The sequence below is a fragment of the Aquabacterium sp. T101 genome, assembly GCF_057219775.1.
The window spans coordinates 1,059,756-1,076,693 of record NZ_JBXVVZ010000001.1; the positions used below are offsets into that span (position 1 = coordinate 1,059,756).

The following is a 16,938-nucleotide window of genomic DNA, read 5'->3' on the forward strand; positions in this document are numbered from 1 at the left end:
ATTAGGTGTTCTTCGAGATCGAGATGGTCGGGAACTTCGAGCTGAAGTCCTTGGCCTTGGCGGCGATCTTCACCGCGACCTGGCGCGCCACGGTGCGGTAGATGCCGGCGATCTCGCCGTCGGCGTCGCTGACCACCGTGGGGCGACCGGCGTCGGCCTGCTCGCGGATCGACAGGTTCAGCGGCAGCGCCCCGAGGTAGTCCACGCCGTACTCCTCGGCCATGCGCTTGCCGCCGTCGGCGCCGAAGATGTGCTCGGCATGGCCGCAGTTCGGGCACACGTGCACGGCCATGTTCTCGACGATGCCGAGGATGGGCACGCCGACCTTCTCGAACATCTTCAGGCCCTTGCGCGCGTCCAGCAGCGCGATGTCCTGCGGCGTGGTCACGATCACCGCGCCGGTCAGCGGCACGCGCTGGCTGAGCGTGAGCTGGATGTCGCCGGTGCCCGGCGGCATGTCCACGATCAGGTAGTCGAGGTCGGCCCAGTTGGTCTGGCGCAGCAGCTGCTCCAGCGCCTGAGTGGCCATCGGGCCGCGCCAGATCATCGGGTTGTCGGTGTCGACCAGGAAGCCGATCGACATCACCTGCACGCCGTAGTTCTCCAGCGGCTCCATCGTCTTGCCGTCGCTGCTCTCGGGGCGGCCCTCGATGCCCATCATCATCGGCTGGCTCGGGCCGTAGATGTCGGCGTCGAGGATGCCCACGCGCGCGCCCTCGGCGGCCAGCGCCAGCGCCAGGTTCACGGCCGTGGTGCTCTTGCCCACGCCGCCCTTGCCCGAGGCCACCGCCACCACGTTCTTGATCGTCGGCAGCAGCTGCACGCCGCGCTGCACCGCGTGGGCGATGATCTTCGACGACAGGTTGGCGCTGACGTTCTCGACGCCGGGCAGCGCGCGCACCGCGGCAATGAGCGCCTTGCGCAGCGTCGGGATCTGGCTCTTGGCCGGATAGCCCAGTTCCACGTCGAAGGCGACGTCGCCGCCCTCGACCCGCAGGTTGCGCAGCTGCTTCGTGGACACGAAGTCCTTGCCGGTGTTGGGATCGACCACGGCCCGGAGGGCGTCGGTCACGGCGGTGTCGGTCAGGCTCATGGAGTCTTTGGCGGTCGGGCGATGCAGCCGGGCAGTCTATCCGCCGCGCGCCCGGCCCGGCCGGAGCGGGCCGCTCATGGCCCTACGAACCAGGTCGCGTGCGTGAACGAGCGCGGCGTCCTCGAGTCGGCCAGGAAGGCATGGCGCAGGCGTTGCGCCAGGGCGTCGTCGAGCCAGGCCCGGTCGCGCACTTCGAGCGAGGTGGCATTGCCGAAGCCGCGGTGGACACGCAGCACGAGTTCACCCCCGTCGGGCAGCACCTGCCGGGTCTCGTCGCGCCGCTGGGTGCCCCACAGGGCCCAGGCGTCGTAGGTGCCCGGCGCCACGGCGAGGGACATCACCGAGAAGCGCGGCGCGGCCAGCGTGGCCGTGGCCGGCGCTTCGCCCACGCGCGTCAGCACGAGCGGGCGCGAGTCGCCTTCCACCGGATAGCGCGGCGAGTGGTAGTCGCCGACAACGACGATGCGGGCACTGCCCGCCGGCACCGGCCGCGCCAGGGCGTCCGGCATTTCCCAGCGTCCGCCCAGCGACCCTTCGGGCTGGCGCTCGGCGCCACGCCGCAGCAGCGCGGACGGCAGCCGCTGGCCGAGGTAGGCGGTGACCAGTCCGCCCGCGGCGTTGGCCAAAGCGGGGTCGGGCGCCCGCTCGTCGGCGATGGCGTCCATGCGGCGCGACGCATGCCAGAGCCAGCGGCCGTCGCGGGTGTCGACCACCACCTCCTCGAGATGCCAGGTCAGCATCGACTCGGCGAGCTGGGCATGCCAGCGCAGCAGCGCGACGTAGCGGGTCGTCGCGCCCGCGCCCTGCACCTGCGTCACCGCGGCCGCCACCGACCTGTCGGCGAACCGGGCCGGCAGCAGCACCCGCACCGGCCCGCCGGCCGCCGGCTCGGCCGCGAGGCGGGCACACAGGGCCCGCGACGCGCGCTGGTGGGGCTGCAGCGGCGCGTTGCCGACCAGCGGCAGGCGCGGCCCCTGCGGCCGGCACTGCTCGTCCGAGGCCTCGACCACGACACTCAGGTCGGTGGCCGCCAGGGTGTCCGGCAGCTCGTCGCGCAGCACCTCCAGCGGCCGGAACGGCGCCGCGGGCGGCAGGGGCACCGCCTGGGCCAGCGCCAGCGTCGGAGCCAGCACCATCGTCCACAGCAGCCCGCGGGCCCCGTTGCGGCTCATGTCCACTCCCTCCCAGGAAAAAGGCGGCGGATGGTACGGGGGCCGGCGCGGACGGGGCGCGGGGCCGCGGTGAGGCCCCGGCCGGCGCGGGGGCATGCGGTCGACCCGACGCCGCCCCAGCGCGCCGGGAGGCGTCCTCAGTCGCCCAAAGGCCCTGGTGCCAGTTCGACCCGGTCCTTGCCGGCCGCCTTGGCGGCGTACATCGCCGCGTCGGCGCGGGCGAACAGCTCCTCGAAGCGCTCGTCCGGGCCCGACCAGGGCGCCACGCCGATCGACGCCGTGCAGCCCACCTGCACGCCCGCGCCCGCAGCCACCCGCTGCGCCCGCAGCGCCGCCTGCAGCCGGTGCATCACGTCGGTGGCGGGCTGTGCCGTGGTATCGGGCAGCAGCAGCGCGAACTCCTCGCCACCCCAGCGGCCGGCGAGGTCCGACCCGCGCAGACTGGACCGCACGCACGTGGCCAGGGCGCGCAGCACGGCATCGCCGACCCCGTGGCCATGGGCGTCGTTGATGCGCTTGAAGTCGTCCAGGTCGATCAGCACCGCGCAGGGCCTGCGGCCGCTTCGGTGGCCGATGTCGAGCTCGCGCCGCGCCAGCTCGGCGAAGCGGCGCCGGCTCAGCAGCCCGGTCAGCTCGTCGTTCCAGGCCAGCGTCTGCGCACTGCGGCGCGCCGCCTCGGCCTCGTGCACGAGGCGCACGATGATCCAGCTGACCGGCGTGGCCACCAGCAGCGGGCAGGCCACCGCGATGCCGACGTAGATCGGGAAGTCGCCGTTGAACCCCAGCCCCGCCGCCAGCGTGATGGCGAACAGCGCCGCCACCGACAGGCCGACGCTGCAGGCCACGATGAAGGCGATCGACAGGCCGGGCGGGCTGCGCAGCACGAATCGTCGGAAAGCGGCCTCCATGGGCGGATTGTCGGGGCGGCCACCGGCCGGCCGCCATCCGGGTCGGCTCCTAGAATCCGCGCATGACCCGCAAGCTCTTCGTCACCACGGCCCTGCCCTACGCCAATGCCCCGTTCCACATCGGGCACATGATGGAGTACATCCAGGCCGACATCTGGGTGCGCTTCCAGCGCATGCAGGGTCACGAGGTGCACTTCGTCTGCGCCGACGACGCGCATGGCGCGCCGATCATGATCGCCGCCGAGAAGGCGGGCAAGACGCCGCAGGCCTTCGTGGCGGAGATCGCCGCCGGCCGGCGCCAGTACCTCGACGGCTTCCACATCGCGTTCGACAACTGGCACTCCACCGACGGGCCGGAGAACCACGAGCTCGCGCAGGACATCTACCGCGCGCTGCGGCGCGAGGGCCTGATCGCCGAGCGCACGATCGAGCAGTTCTTCGACCCGGTGAAGTCGATGTTCCTGCCCGACCGCTACATCAAGGGCGAGTGCCCGAAGTGCGGCGCGAAGGACCAGTACGGCGATTCCTGCGAGGTGTGCGGCGCGGTGTACTCGCCCACCGAGCTGAAGAACCCGTACTCGGCCCTGTCGGGCGCGACGCCGGTGCTGCGCACCAGCACGCACCACTTCTTCCAGCTCAGTGCGCAGCGCTGCATCGACTTCCTGCAGCAGTGGACCACGTCGCCCGGCCGCCTGCAACCCGAGGTGCTGAACAAGATCCGCGAGTGGTTCGCCGAGGACGACCAGGGCCATGTGTCGCTGGCCGACTGGGACATCAGCCGCGACGCGCCCTACTTCGGCATCCGCATCCCCGACACCGAGGACAAGTACTTCTACGTCTGGCTCGACGCGCCGGTGGGCTACCTCGCGTCGCTGAAGAACTGGTTCGGCAAGACCGGGCGCGACTACGACGCCTTCATGGCCGACCCGGCGGTGGAGCAGATCCACTTCATCGGCAAGGACATCACCTACTTCCACACCCTGTTCTGGCCCGCGATGCTGCACTTCTCGGGCCGGCGCACGCCGGACAAGGTGTACGTGCACGGCTTCATCACGCTGGGCGGCGACAAGATGAGCAAGAGCCGCGGCACGGGCCTGTCGCCGCTGCGCTACCTGGAGGTGGGACTGGACGCCGAGTGGCTGCGCTACTACATCGCCGCCAAGCTCAACGCCCGCGTCGAGGACATCGACTTCAACCCCGACGACTTCATCGCCCGCGTCAACAGCGACCTCGTCGGCAAGTACGTCAACATCGCCAGCCGCGCCGCGGGCTTCCTGGCCAAGCGCTTCGGCGGCACCCTGTCGGCCGACACCGGCGTCGAGGGCCGCGCCCTGCTCGACGGCCTGCGCGCCCATGCCGCGGCGGTGCGCGAGCTGTACGAGGAGCGCGAGTTCGGCAAGGCGCTGCGCGAAGTGATGCTGCTGGCCGATCGCGTCAACGAGTACGTGGACCGGCACAAGCCCTGGGAACTGGCGCGCCAGGACGGCATGGACGCCGCGCTGCACGACGTGTGCAGCGTGTGCATTGAGGCCTTCCGCGTCATCACGGTCTACCTCAAGCCGGTGCTGCCCGCCGTGGCCGCCAGGGTGGAGGCCTTCCTGAAGGTAGCCCCGCTGCAGTGGGCCGACGCCCAGCGCGCGCTGGGCGCGCACACCATCGGCGCCTACCAGCACCTGATGCAGCGGGTGGACGCCAAGCAGGTGGACGCGCTGCTGGAGGCGCCGGCCAAGGCCGACACGCCGCCGGCACCGGGCGGCGAGCCGCTGGCCGCGCAGATCGGCATCGACGACTTCGCCAAGGTGGACCTGCGCCTGGCGCGCATCGTCGACGCCGCGCTCGTCGAAGGCAGCGACAAGCTGCTGCGGCTGACGCTCGACGCCGGCGAGGGCCGGCTGCGCAACGTGTTCTCGGGCATCCGCAGCGCCTACGCGCCCGCCGACCTGGTGGGCAAGATGACCGTGCTGGTGGCCAACCTGGCGCCGCGCAAGATGAAGTTCGGCGTCAGCGAGGGCATGGTGCTGGCGGCCAGCCATGCCGACGAGAAGGCCCACCCGGGGCTGTACGTGCTGGAACCCTGGCCGGGCGCCACGCCGGGCCTGCGCGTGCGCTGATCCGGCGCCTGCCCCACCCTGACGGCACCCCGGGCCGGGCGCCGTCAGGGTCGCGAGAGGTCCCCGCAGTAGACTCGGCGCGTGCCTTCGCCCTGCTGCAACCGCGCCTGGCCGCTCTCCCGGCGGCGGCGCTTCATGGCGCGCCTGCACCACTGCGGACCCCCGTTGACGAGGACCGACCTCGATCCGTCCTCGTCACTCCGGAGCCCGCATGCTGCCCAGCCGATTCCATCCGTTCCGCCCTCGCGCCGTTGAGGCGCTGCGCGGCTACGACCGCCGCCAGTTCGCGGCCGACATGGGCGCCGGTCTCACGGTGGGCGTGGTCGCGCTGCCGCTGGCCATGGCCTTCGCGATCGCCAGTGGCCTCAAGCCCGAGCAGGGCCTGGTCACGGCCATCGTCGCCGGCTTCCTGATCTCGGCGCTGGGCGGGTCCAACGTACAGATCGGCGGCCCGGCCGGCGCCTTCATCGTCATCGTCTACGGCATCGTCGAGCGCTACGGGCTGACCAACCTGTTGATCGCCACCGCGAGCGCGGGCGTGCTGCTGTTCCTGCTGGGGCTGTTCAAGCTCGGGGCCTGGGTGCGCTACATCCCGGTGACCATCATCATCGGCTTCACCAACGGCATCGCGGTGCTGATCGCGCTGTCGCAGGTGAAGGACCTGCTGGGCCTGTCGATCGACCGGATGCCGGCCGACTTCTTCTCGCAGATCGGCGCCCTCTGGTCGCACCGGGCGAGCTTCAACCCCTACGCGCTGGGCCTGGGCCTGGCCTGCTTCGCGGGGCTGTTCCTGTGGCCGCGGCTGTTCGCGTCCAAGGCGTTCGCGCAGCGCCTGGAGGACGGCCCGTCGATCCGCGCCATCTCGCGCGTCCCCGGCCCGGTGGTCGCGCTGGTGTCGACGACCCTGGTCTGCTGGTACTTCGCGCTGCCGGTGGAAACCATCGGCACCCGCTTCGGCGGCATCCCGCGATCGCTGCCGGAGCTGTCGCTGCCGCCCTTCTCGTGGGACAGCGCCAAGCAGCTGCTGATCCCCACGCTGACCATCGCGCTGCTGGGCGCGATCGAGTCGCTGCTGTGCGCCCGGGTCGCCGACAACCTGACCGACGACTTGCCGCGCCACGACCCGAACCAGGAACTGATGGCCCAGGGCGTGGCCAACATGGTCAGCCCGCTCTTCGGCGGCATGCCCGCCACCGGCACCATCGCCCGCACCGTGACCAACGTGCGCTCGGGCGCCCGCACGCCGGTGGCCGGCATCGTGCATGCGGCCACGCTGCTGGCCGTGGTGTTGCTGGCCGCGCCGCTGGCGGTGCACATCCCGCTGCCGGCGCTGGCCGGGATCCTGCTGTTCGTGGCCTGGAACATGGGCGAGTGGCACGAGTTCGGCCGCCTGCGCCAGTTCAGCGTGCCCTACCGCACCATTCTGGTGGGCACCTTCCTGCTCACGGTGATCTTCGACCTGACGGTGGCGGTGGAGGTGGGCCTGGTGCTGGCCTGCTTCTTCTTCATCTACCGCATGGGCACGCTGTTCCGTGTGCAGCCCTGCCGCGACACGCCGCTGCCCGAGGGCGTGGCGGCCTTCGAGCTGTTCGGCTCCCTGTTCTTCGGCGCGGTGGCGCGCATCGAGGCGCTGGAGCAGCAGGTGCCGCCCGGCACCCGCGCCGTGGTGCTGGAGATGCACCGCCTGATCTCGATGGACACGTCCGGCCTGGACGCTCTGGATCACCTGCACCGCAAGCTGAAGAAGCGGGGCATCCCCCTGGTGCTGGCCGACGTGAACGAGCAGCCCCTGTCGCTGATGCGGCGGTCCGGCTTCGCGGCGGCGCTGGGCGAGGACGCGATCGTCGCCCGGCTGCCCGAGGCTCTGGCCCGGGTGACCGGGGGCGACGAGGCCACCCCCCGGTAGAATCGGCGCCCGCCCCCCGGCCGTGTCGGCCGCACCCTGACCCCGCCATGTCGATCTTCGCCCGCAAGCCCTACAAGTCCGAAGCCACCGCCTTCATCGAGGAGTTGAAGACGCGCCGCCCGACGCTCGAGGCCGAACAGCGCGCGGGCCGGGCCCGGCTGTGGGACAAGGCCCAGGATCGCGACGCGCTCGCGCAGTGGTCCGAGGCGCGGGTGCCGCAGAAGCCCTACGTCTACCAGACCAAGTAGGGTCGCGGGCAGGCGCCCCATGATCGATTCGCCCGAACTGCCGCCGCCGGCGGACCCGGCCGCCGTGGCCGCGCTGCCGCCCGGCCCGATCGACAGCGTCGCCGTGGCACGCCTGTACGGCGAGCCGCTGTTCGCGATGCCGCAGGACCTGTACATCCCGCCGGACGCGCTCGAGGTGTTCCTCGAAGCCTTCGAAGGCCCGCTGGACCTGCTGCTCTACCTGATCCGCAAGCAGAACTTCAACATCCTCGACATCCCGCTGGCCGAGGTGACGCGCCAGTACCTGCGCTACGTGGACGAGATCCGCGTGCGCAACCTGGAGCTGGCCGCCGAGTACCTGCTGATGGCGGCCATGCTCATCGAGATCAAGAGCCGCATGCTGCTGCCCGCGCGCAAGACCGACGACGGCAGCGAGCCCGAGGACCCGCGCGCGGAGCTGGTGCGGCGCCTGCTCGAGTACGAGCAGATCAAGCTCGCCGCCGCGCGCCTGGACGCCCTTCCCGTGCTCGGGCGCGATTTCCTGCGCGCCCAGGTGACGATCGAGCAGTCGCTCGAGCCGCGCCTGCCCGACGTGTCGGCGGCCGACCTGCGCGAGGCCTGGCGCGACATCCTGGCGCGCGCGCGCCTCGTGCAGCATCACCACATCAGCCGCGAGCAGCTGTCGGTGCGCGAGCACATGAGCCTGGTGCTGCGACGGCTCCAGGGCCGTCGCTTCGCGCTCTTCGAGGACCTGTTCGAGACCCAGCGCGGCGTGCCGGTGGTGGTGGTGACCTTCATCGCCCTGCTCGAGCTGTCGCGCGAGAGCCTGGTCGAGGTGACGCAGGCCGAGGCGTTCGCCCCGATCTACGTCCGGCTGGCGTTCCAGCCGACCTGAGCCGGCGCCGGGGTGCCGGTGCGCTCGCGCAGGAAGGCCTCGAACTGCGATGCCGCCAGCGGCCGGGACAGCAGGTAGCCCTGCATCGCGTGGCAGCCGCGCTCGCGCAGGAAGTCGAGCTGCTCCTGGGTCTCCACTCCCTCGGCGACCGTGCGCATGCCCAGGCTGGAGGCCATGCTGATGATGGCGTGGACGATGGCCCGGTCGCCGGCATCGGTCATCACGTCGCGCACGAAGCTGCGGTCGATCTTGAGCTTGGCGATCGGGAAGCGCTTCAGGTAGGCCAGCGACGAGTAGCCGGTGCCGAAGTCGTCCATCGACAGCTCGGTGCCCTGCTCGTACAGCGCGTTCATCACCGCGGTGGCGCCCTGCGGGTCGCGCATCGCGGCGCCCTCGGTCAGCTCGACCTCCAGTCGGTCCAGGGCCACGCCGCATCGTTCCAGCGCCCGGCGCACCTGCTGCGGCAGGTCGGCCTGGCGCAACTGCACCGACGACACGTTCACCGCCAGCGTGATGCGGGGCAGACCGGCGCAATCCCAGGCCGCGATCTGACGCGCCGCCTGGTCGAGTACCCATTCGCCGATGGGCAGGATCAGCCCGTTGGACTCGGCGATCGGGATGAACTCCGCCGGCGACACCCAGCCCAGGTCGGGATGCTGCCAGCGCAGCAGCGCCTCGGCACCGACGATGCGACCGCTGTCCAGGTCCATCTGCGGCTGGAAGGCCAGCGAGAACTGGTCGCGCTCGAGGGCCCGCCGCAGCGCGTTGGACACCAGCAGTGCCCGGTCGGAATTGGCCTGCAGCTCGGCGGTAAAAAAGCGCCAGGTGTTGCGGCCGTCCTCCTTGGCGCGGTACATCGCGACATCGGCCGCGCGCGCCAGCGCATCGAGGTCGGCGCCGTCGGCCGGGTACAGCGCGATGCCCACCGACGGCGTCACGGTGAGTTCGTGCCCAAAGGCCTGGAAAGGCTCTTGCGCGGCGGCCACGATCTTCTGCGCCACGCAGGCCGCACCGTCGGCGTCGGTCTCGGGCAGCAGCAGCACGAACTCGTCGCCGCCCAGGCGCGCCACGGTGTCCTGCGCACGCACCTCCTTGCGCAGGCGCTGGGCCAGCGACACCAGCACCGCGTCGCCGACGCGGTGGCCGAGCGAGTCGTTCACCGTCTTGAAGTGGTCCAGGTCGATGAACATGACGGCCAGCGAATGGCCGTGGCGCTGGGCGGAATGGATCAGCAGGCGGCAGCGGTCCTCCAGCAGCGACCGGTTGGGCAGGCCCGTCAGCGGGTCGTAGTGCGCCAGGCGCTGGATGCGGGCCTCGGCCGCCTCCTGCTCGCGCACTTTCTGCTCCAGGGCCTGGACCGTCAGGCGCAGCTGCTCGGTGCGCTCGCGCACCTCGCGCTCGAGATCGGCCCGCGCCTGCAGCAGCGCGTCCTCCGCGCGCTTGCGCGCGGTGATGTCCATCGTGATCCAGATCGAGCCCAGCTCCAACCGCAGCGGGTCGATCGCCTTGCTGCGCACCTCGCACACGATCGGATGGCCGTCGCGGTGGCGCAGCACCATCTCGCCGACGAAGACCTCGCCGCGCTTGAAGGGCTCGTAGCAGCGGCGCCCGCCCTCTTCCCACTCCTCGTCGGAGAGGTACCACTCGCGCGACAGGCGGCCGTCGAGTTCGCCCGCTCCCCAGCCGAACAGCTGCTCGAAGGCGCGGTTGCAGTGGGTGACGCGGCGCTCGCGCAGGAACACGATGCCCACCATCGCGTTGTCCAGGATGATCTGATGCTGCTCGCGCACCTCGGCCAGCGCGGCACGGGCGCGGCGCTGCTCGTCGATGTCCTCCACGATCCACACCGACCCGCGCTGGGTGTCGGCCGGGTCGATCAGCGTGCCCGTCAGGTGGGCCCAGAAGGGCACGCCGCCGCGCCGCACCATCAGGTGCTCGGCACGGTAGGGCTGGCCGCTGGCCATCACCGGGTGGGCGGCGACGCCGAGGTCGTGATAGTCCGCGTCGTCGAGGTAGAGCGTCAGCGTGCTGGCGCCGACCATCGCCGCCGCATCGGCGTGGCCATAGATCTCGGCGAAGCGCTGGTTGCAGCTGACGATGCGGCGCTGGCGCACCAGCGCGATGCCCACGCCGGCATGGTCGAGCGCCATGCGCTGCTCCACCAGCGCCTGCTCCACGTCGTGGGGCAAGGCGGCCGGGCCAGGCTTGGAAGCGCGAGTTGTCCGGGCGATGGCCATGAGGGAAGGGTTTCGCAGCCTCCTATCTTCGGCGTTCGCAGCCGGCTCACGAGGTGCCGCCACGGCCCGGCGCGGTAATTGTTGGCGCCGCCTAGCGCATGCCGAGCTTGAAGGCGATCATCGCGCGCAGCTTGTTGGGCAGCACCGGCTTGATCAGCAGGTGGAAGTCGTGCCGGCCGGCCTCGTCCTCGTGCCCGCCCAAGCTGCTGCCGGTGACCACGATGGCCGGCAGCGCCACACCCGGCCAGTGCGCACGCATCGCCGCCAGCGCCTCGACGCCGGTGCGGCCCTCGGGCAGCCGGTAGTCCACGATCAGCAGGTCCGGCGGCGGCCGTTGCGAGTCGGCCAGCCAGGCGTGCAGCGTCGCGAGATCGGGCAAGGCCTGCACGGTGGCACCCCAGGCCTCCAGCAGCACGATCAGGCCTTCGCGCACGGCCGGCTCGTCCTCGACCACCAGGATCTGCCGCCCGGTGAGTGCGAGACCCAACCCGCCACTGGAAGACGCCGAGGGCGGCGCGATGCTGCGCGGTTCGCGCCCCACCGGCAGCTCGAGCGTGAACACGGTGCCGCGGCCCGGCATCGAGCGCACTGTCAGCGGCGCCTGCAGTAGGTCGGCCAGCCGCTTGACGATGGCCAGACCCAGGCCGAGGCCCTTCTTCTGGTGTGCGGCCAACGGCGGCCCGCCCTGCACCTGGAAGAACTCGTCGAAGATGCGCGGCAGGCTCGCCTCGGCGATGCCCACGCCGCTGTCCCAGACCTGCAGCAGCAGCTTGCCCGGGTCGCCCGGCTTCGGCCGCGCCCCCACCAGCACGCCGCCGTCCTCGGTGTAGCGGATGGCGTTGCTGATCAGGTTGCGCAGGATGCGCTCCACCAGCAGCGGGTCGCTGTGCGCGATGCGGTGGCCGCCCCGGAACGACAGCGCCAGCCCCTTCTCGAACGCCACCGGCTCGAAGTGCAGCCGGGCGCGTGCGAACAGGTCCTTCAGCCGCACCGGACCGGGCTGCACGTCCACGCCGCCGGTGTCGATGCGGGTCAGGTCGAGCAGTTCGCCGAACAGGCCCTCCAGCGCGTCGACGCTCTGGTTGATGCTGTTCACCAGCGAGGCCACCTCGACGTCGCCCGACTTCTGGCCGCGCTGGCGCAGCGCCTCCGCGAACAGGCCCATCGCGTGCAGCGGCTGGCGCAGATCGTGGCTGGCGGCGGCGAAGAACTGCGTCTTGGCACGGCTGGCGGCCTCGGCCACGCGGCGCGCCTCGTCGGCCGCCGCCTTCTCGCGCCGCAGCTGCTCGGCCAGGTGCTCGCTGTGCTGCTTCAGGCCGATGGCCTGCGACAGCGCGTCGCGGTAGGTGCGGCCCATCAGCAGCGTGATGCCGAACAGCAGCGCCAGCACCAGCGCGAGCTGCCAGTGCCAGGGCTGGTGGGAGTCGCTGGCCACGCGCACCACGATCGGCAGCAGCACCACCGAGGCGAAGGCCACGAACAGCGCCTGCTGCGACGCCAGCAGCTGCACCGAACCCAGCGCATAGCTCACGGCGATGAGGATCAGCGCGACGGTGTGGAAGGTGGAGCCCATGCCCCAGAACAGCCACACCGCCAGCGGCCACATCGAGCCCTGCAGCAGCACCAGCGCGCGCCAGCTGTCGCGCCAGCCCAGCAGCGTGGCGTCGTCGGCGTCGCGGCGGGCGCGGTAGCGCAGGTAGTGCGCGAGCCGCGCCGACCACAGCAGCACGGCGGCGAGCAGCCAGCCTCCCACGCGCGGCAGCGGCGCCAGGCTCCAGAAGGCCAGCGCCACCAGGACCACGCCGATCGCATTGCCCGCCAGCACCGCCGGCGTCTGCTCGAACAGTGCGCGCACATGGTCGGCCCCGCTGCGCGCCGGGCCGCGGAGCGCGGCGTTCACCGCGACGGCTTCCAGCCGGGCATGGCGGACCCGCCGCGACGCGTCATCTGGCTCACCGCCAGCACCGCCTGCGTGCGCGACGACACCTTGAGCGCGCGCAGCACGGCCGCGACGTGGTCCTTCACGGTTTCCACCGACAGCCCCATTTCGCGCGCGATCAGCTTGTTGGGCATGCCCTTGAGCAGGTAGGCCAGCACGTCGGCCTGGCGCTTGGACAGGCCGAGCGACTCGAACGACAGCGGCACCTCCTGGTGCGGCTCGGCCGCCGCCGCCCGGGCGATGTCGCCGAGGTCGTCATCGAAGGGCACCGGCCGCATCACGTCGGGCACGGTGTCGCCCTCGACCGACAGGTCGCGCCGCGGCGTCGGGGGCGGCGCCGAGCCGAGGCCGAGCGACATCGGCGGCACATAGATGCCGCCCGACATGACCAGCCGCAGCGCGTCGAACAGGGTGTCGTTGCTGGCGCGCTTGGGCACGAAGCCCATGGCGCCGGCGTCGATGGCGCGGATCACGTCGCTGGCACGGTCCGACGCCGACACCACCACCACGGGCAGCGCCGGGTAGGTCTGGCGCAGTTCGGCCAGCAGGTCGAAGCCGTCGGTGTCGCCGAGCTGCAGGTCCAGCAGCACCAGGTCGAAGTCGGCCTCGCGCGCCAGTGCCTCGCGCGCCTCGCGGTCGGTGCCCACGCCGGCCACGGTGACGTCGTCGCCCAGGCCGCGGATCACGCTCTGCAGCGCGGCCAGGATCAGCGGATGGTCGTCGACGAGCAGGACCTTCATGACCGCAGCCGCCTCAGGTGTACTGCCGCACGACCTGCTCCACCACGCACACCGGCTTGGCGTGGCCGTCGCGCAGGAAGGTGGCCTCGATCACGAGCTGGGCGCCACCGTCGATCGGCTCGAACGACAGCAGCCGGAAGCGGGCGTGCACGCGGCTGCCCGACGGCACCGGCGACGGGAAGCGCACCCGGTTGACGCCGTAGTTGATGCCCATGCGCACGTCCCCGATCACCATCGACCGCTCCATCAGGTGCGGCAGCATCGACAGGGTGAGGAAGCCGTGGGCGATGGTGGAACCGAAGGGCCCCTGGGCGGCGCGGGCGTGGTCGACGTGGATCCACTGCCGGTCCTCGGTGTGAGCGGCGAAGCCGTCGATGCGGTCCTGGTCGATCAGCACGCTGTCGCTGACCGCCAGGTCCTGACCCACCAGCGCGGCCAGATCGGCCAGGCGCGCGAAGCGTGTCGGGGTGCGGCCCTCGGCAGCGGTCATCGGGCCCACTGCAGGATCGGCTGCCACTGCTCCAGGTCGCGCTCGGCACGGCTGGGGGCCACGTCCCACAGCGTCGCGCCGCGCGCGGCGAGCTGCACGTAGAGCTGCGTGTCGCGCAGCATCGTCAGCACCGGCACGCCCAGCGTGTCGAGGAAGGCGCGCAGCTGGTCGGCCGCGATGGTGCCTTCGCGCACCCGGTTGCCCACCACGGCCAGCCGGGCGCCGCGGCGGTGCTCGCGCAGCGACTGCACGAAGGCGTGGCTGGCCTGGATGTCGAACAGGCTCGGCTGCAACGGCACCAGCACGCGGTCGGCGATCTTCAGCACCGCATCCAGCTTGCCGCCGTGCAGGCCGGCCGGCGTGTCCAGCACGACATGCGTGACACCCTTGGGCGGCCGCACCACGTCGTCGCGGGCGATGTCCCAGCCCTGGATCGTCGGCAGCGCCGCGGGCCTCAGCCCGAGCCACTGGCGCGCGGACTGCTGGCGGTCCACGTCGCCCAGCATCACCGCATGCCCGGCCCTCGCCAGCGCACCGGCGAGGTTGGTCGCGACGGTACTCTTGCCCACGCCCCCCTTGGGGTTCGCAACGACGATCACCGGCATCGGGAGTCCCTCTTTTGCAGGTATGGTAGCGGCGCCTGTGCGCACCGATCCTAGCGCCAACCCCCAAGAACGGAACCCGCCTTGCCGTCGATCCTCGTCCTGGCTGCGCATCCGCACCTGGAGCATTCGCGGGTCACGCGCGAGCTGATGCGTGCGGCCGCCGGCTCGGCGCTCGCCGGGCGCGTGCAGGTGCGCGACCTGTACGCGCTGTACCCCGACTACCTCGTCGACGTGGCCGCCGAGCAGCGCGAGCTGGCCGCGGCGCAGCTGGTAGTGTGGCTGCATCCGCTGCACTGGTACGGCATGACGCCGCTGCTCAAGCTCTGGCTCGACGCGGTGTTCGGCTTCGGCTGGGCCTATGGTCCAGGGGGCCGGGCGCTGACCGGCAAGGACCTGTGGCTGGCCACGTCCACCGGCGGCACCGAGGACGCCTACCGGCCCGACGGCACCAACCGCCACTTCTTCGACGCCTTCCTGCCCCCCTACGAGCAGACGGCGGCGCTGGCCGGCATGCGCTTCCTGCCGCCGCTGGTGCTGCATGGCGCGCACCGCGCCAGCGACGCCGAGATCGCGGCGCATGCGGCGGTGTTCGCCGACCGGCTCGCCACCTATCCCGACTGGCCCGAGATGGCCGACGTGCCCGCGTGCGAGGTGCTGCCGGTGGCGGCCACGGACCGCCCGGCCGACGCCGGATGACGCGAGGGCGCTGAAGCGATGGACCACGCCAGCTGGCTGACCACGAGCCTCGTCTACCTCGCCGCCGCCGTCGTCGCGGTGCCGCTGGCGCGCGCGCTCGGCCTGGGTTCGATCATCGGCTACCTGGGGGCCGGCATCGCGATCGGGCCCTGGGGCCTGAAGCTGGTGACCGACGCGCAGACCATCCTGTCGGTGGCCGAGTTCGGCGTCGTGCTGATGCTGTTCCTGGTCGGGCTCGAACTGGAGCCGAGGCGCCTGTGGTCGATGCGGCGGCCGATCTTCGGCTGGGGCTCGTTGCAGGTGGCCGCCAGCGCGGCGGTGATGACCGGCATCGCCGTGGCCTTCGGCGTGCCCTGGCCGCTGGCGCTGGCTGCCGCGCTCGGGCTGGCGATGTCGTCCACCGCGATCGGCCTGGCGGTGCTGGGCGAGCGCAACGCGATGCCCAGCAATGCCGGCCAGGGCGTGCTGGCGATCTCGCTGTTCCAGGACGTCGCCGCGATCCCGATCCTGGCGCTGCTGCCGCTGCTGGCGCCGCAGGCCGCCGCCGCCGGCGGCGGCTGGCTCGGCGCGGCCAAGGCCGCCGCCGTGGTGGCCGCACTGCTGCTGGGCGGGCGGCTGCTGCTGCGCCCCGCGCTGCGCTGGATCGCCGGCAGCCGCACGCCGGAGATCTTCACCGCCGCGTCGCTGCTGCTGGTGGTGGCCACCGCGGCGCTGATGCACGCGGTGGGCCTGTCGATGGCGCTGGGGGCCTTTCTCGCCGGCGTGCTGCTGGCCGAGAGCGAGTACCGGCGCGAACTGGAGACCGACCTCGAGCCCTTCAAGGGCCTGCTGCTCGGGCTGTTCTTCATCGCCGTGGGCATGAGCATCGACTTCGCGGTGGTGTTCGCGCAGCCGCTGCTGGTGGCGCTGATCGTCGTCGGCTTCCTGGTCGTCAAGACCGCGGTGATGGTGGCCATCGGCCGCGCCATGCCGATCCCGCTGGCCGAGCGGCCGGTGTTCGTGATCCTGCTGGCGCAGGGCGGCGAGTTCGGCTTCGTGGTGTTCCAGGCCGCGCAGCAGGCCGGCGTGATCGACGCGCCGACCTCGTCGCTGCTGGTGGCTGCGGTGGCGGTGTCGATGCTGCTCACGCCGCTGGCCCTGGTGGCCGCCGACCGCTGGCTGCTGCCGCGCCTGTCGCGCCGTGCGGCGCCCGCGATGGCCGAGATCGACGAGCCGCAGAGCGGCGCCGTGATCATCGCCGGCTTCGGCCGCTACGGACAGATCGTGGGCCGCCTGCTGATGGCCAACGGCATCCAGCCCACGGTGCTGGAGCACGACAGCGACCAGGTCGAGGCGGTGCGCCGCTTCGGCTGGCGCGCGTTCTACGGCGACGCCACGCGTCTGGACCTGTTGCGCATGGCCGGCGCGGCACAGGCACGGGTGCTGGTGGTGGCCATCGACGACGTCGAGCGCAGCCTGGCGCTGGTGGACCTGGCGCGCGAGCACTTCCCGGCCCTGCAGATCGTGGCGCGGGCGCGCAACGTGCAGCACTGGTACCAGCTGCGCGAGCGCGGCGTGCCGCACATCGAGCGCGAGACCTTCGACTCGTCGCTGATGAGTGCGCGCAGCGTGCTCGAGACCCTGGGCTTCGAGCGCCACCAGGCCCGCAACCTGGCGCTGCGCTTCCGGCGCCACAACCTCGAGCAGCTGGCCGAGGCCGCGCCGCACTTCAAGGACGAGACGAAGCTGATCGCGATGGCCAAGATCGGCCGCGCGCAGATGGAGCAGTTCATGGCCGAGGAGCGCCGGCGCAAGGCCGGCGACGACGCACCGGCCGAGAACCAGCCCTGATCGCGCGAGCCGGCCGTCGTGTCAGGCCGGGACCGCCAGGAACACCGCGGTGGCGATCGAAGCGACGATCGCCAGCATCAGCAGGTCGT

At 71.9% G+C, this 16,938-nt stretch carries 14 protein-coding genes; 6 read left to right on the forward strand and 8 right to left on the reverse strand.

Annotation, left to right across the window (positions count from 1 at the left end):
* Position 1 precedes the first annotated feature (1 nt).
* From apbC to AC2EAQ_RS04940, 3 genes are all read right to left on the reverse strand, one after another.
* Positions 2–1,093: an iron-sulfur cluster carrier protein ApbC gene (apbC, locus tag AC2EAQ_RS04930; RefSeq protein WP_484640676.1), complete on the reverse strand. Its 1,092-nt coding sequence runs from the start codon at positions 1,091–1,093 to the stop codon at positions 2–4.
* Between the two features lie 74 nt (positions 1,094–1,167).
* Positions 1,168–2,265 (reverse strand): hypothetical protein, encoded by a 1,098-nt coding sequence (locus AC2EAQ_RS04935; RefSeq protein WP_484640677.1) that lies wholly within the window; start codon positions 2,263–2,265, stop codon positions 1,168–1,170.
* Positions 2,266–2,402: 137 nt separating this feature from the next.
* Entirely contained in the window at positions 2,403–3,173 is a 771-nt protein-coding gene (locus tag AC2EAQ_RS04940; RefSeq protein WP_484640678.1) for a GGDEF domain-containing protein, read from the reverse strand.
* 62 nt (positions 3,174–3,235) lie between these two features.
* On the opposite strand from AC2EAQ_RS04940, the gene metG reads away from it, so the two are divergent.
* The 4 genes from metG (at position 3,236) to AC2EAQ_RS04960 (ending at position 8,312) form a co-directional block, all read left to right on the forward strand.
* Entirely contained in the window at positions 3,236–5,284 is a 2,049-nt protein-coding gene (metG, locus tag AC2EAQ_RS04945) for a methionine--tRNA ligase (protein ID WP_484640680.1), read from the forward strand.
* 211 nt (positions 5,285–5,495) lie between these two features.
* A complete protein-coding gene (locus tag AC2EAQ_RS04950; protein WP_484640681.1) occupies positions 5,496–7,190 on the forward strand; it encodes a SulP family inorganic anion transporter in 1,695 nt (564 codons plus the stop codon).
* Between the two features lie 47 nt (positions 7,191–7,237).
* Positions 7,238–7,438, forward strand: a complete 201-nt coding sequence (locus tag AC2EAQ_RS04955) for a DUF3460 family protein (RefSeq protein ID WP_484640682.1) — start codon at positions 7,238–7,240, stop codon at positions 7,436–7,438.
* A gap of 19 nt (positions 7,439–7,457) precedes the next feature.
* Positions 7,458–8,312: a segregation and condensation protein A gene (locus AC2EAQ_RS04960; RefSeq protein ID WP_484640683.1), complete on the forward strand. Its 855-nt coding sequence runs from the start codon at positions 7,458–7,460 to the stop codon at positions 8,310–8,312.
* Here the strand turns inward: AC2EAQ_RS04960 and AC2EAQ_RS04965 are convergent.
* The 5 genes from AC2EAQ_RS04965 to AC2EAQ_RS04985 all read right to left on the reverse strand — a co-directional run bounded on the left by AC2EAQ_RS04965 (position 8,282) and on the right by AC2EAQ_RS04985 (position 14,323).
* The gene (locus AC2EAQ_RS04965) at positions 8,282–10,501 is read right to left on the reverse strand and encodes a putative bifunctional diguanylate cyclase/phosphodiesterase (RefSeq protein WP_484640684.1); all 2,220 of its coding nucleotides are present in this window, start codon (positions 10,499–10,501) and stop codon (positions 8,282–8,284) included. The two genes, AC2EAQ_RS04960 and AC2EAQ_RS04965, sit on opposite strands and share 31 nt — an antisense overlap.
* Positions 10,502–10,640: 139 nt before the next feature.
* A complete protein-coding gene (locus tag AC2EAQ_RS04970) occupies positions 10,641–12,449 on the reverse strand; it encodes an ATP-binding protein (RefSeq protein ID WP_484640685.1) in 1,809 nt (602 codons plus the stop codon).
* Positions 12,446–13,228 (reverse strand): response regulator, encoded by a 783-nt coding sequence (locus AC2EAQ_RS04975; protein ID WP_484640686.1) that lies wholly within the window; start codon positions 13,226–13,228, stop codon positions 12,446–12,448. Before AC2EAQ_RS04975 ends, AC2EAQ_RS04970 begins: the two co-directional genes overlap by 4 nt.
* A 13-nt stretch (positions 13,229–13,241) precedes the next feature.
* Positions 13,242–13,718 carry a MaoC family dehydratase gene (locus AC2EAQ_RS04980; RefSeq protein WP_484640687.1) on the reverse strand — a complete coding sequence of 159 codons (477 nt, stop codon included), beginning with the start codon at positions 13,716–13,718 and terminating at the stop codon, positions 13,242–13,244.
* Positions 13,715–14,323: a nucleotide-binding protein gene (locus AC2EAQ_RS04985; RefSeq protein ID WP_484640688.1), complete on the reverse strand. Its 609-nt coding sequence runs from the start codon at positions 14,321–14,323 to the stop codon at positions 13,715–13,717. The genes AC2EAQ_RS04980 and AC2EAQ_RS04985 overlap by 4 nt, the downstream gene beginning before the upstream one ends.
* A gap of 81 nt (positions 14,324–14,404) precedes the next feature.
* Between AC2EAQ_RS04985 and kefF the strand changes: the two genes are divergently transcribed.
* A complete protein-coding gene (gene kefF / locus AC2EAQ_RS04990) occupies positions 14,405–15,019 on the forward strand; it encodes a glutathione-regulated potassium-efflux system oxidoreductase KefF (RefSeq protein ID WP_484640690.1) in 615 nt (204 codons plus the stop codon).
* A gap of 18 nt (positions 15,020–15,037) precedes the next feature.
* Positions 15,038–16,849 carry a glutathione-regulated potassium-efflux system protein KefC gene (kefC, locus tag AC2EAQ_RS04995; protein WP_484640691.1) on the forward strand — a complete coding sequence of 604 codons (1,812 nt, stop codon included), beginning with the start codon at positions 15,038–15,040 and terminating at the stop codon, positions 16,847–16,849.
* Positions 16,850–16,938: the final 89 nt, after the last annotated feature.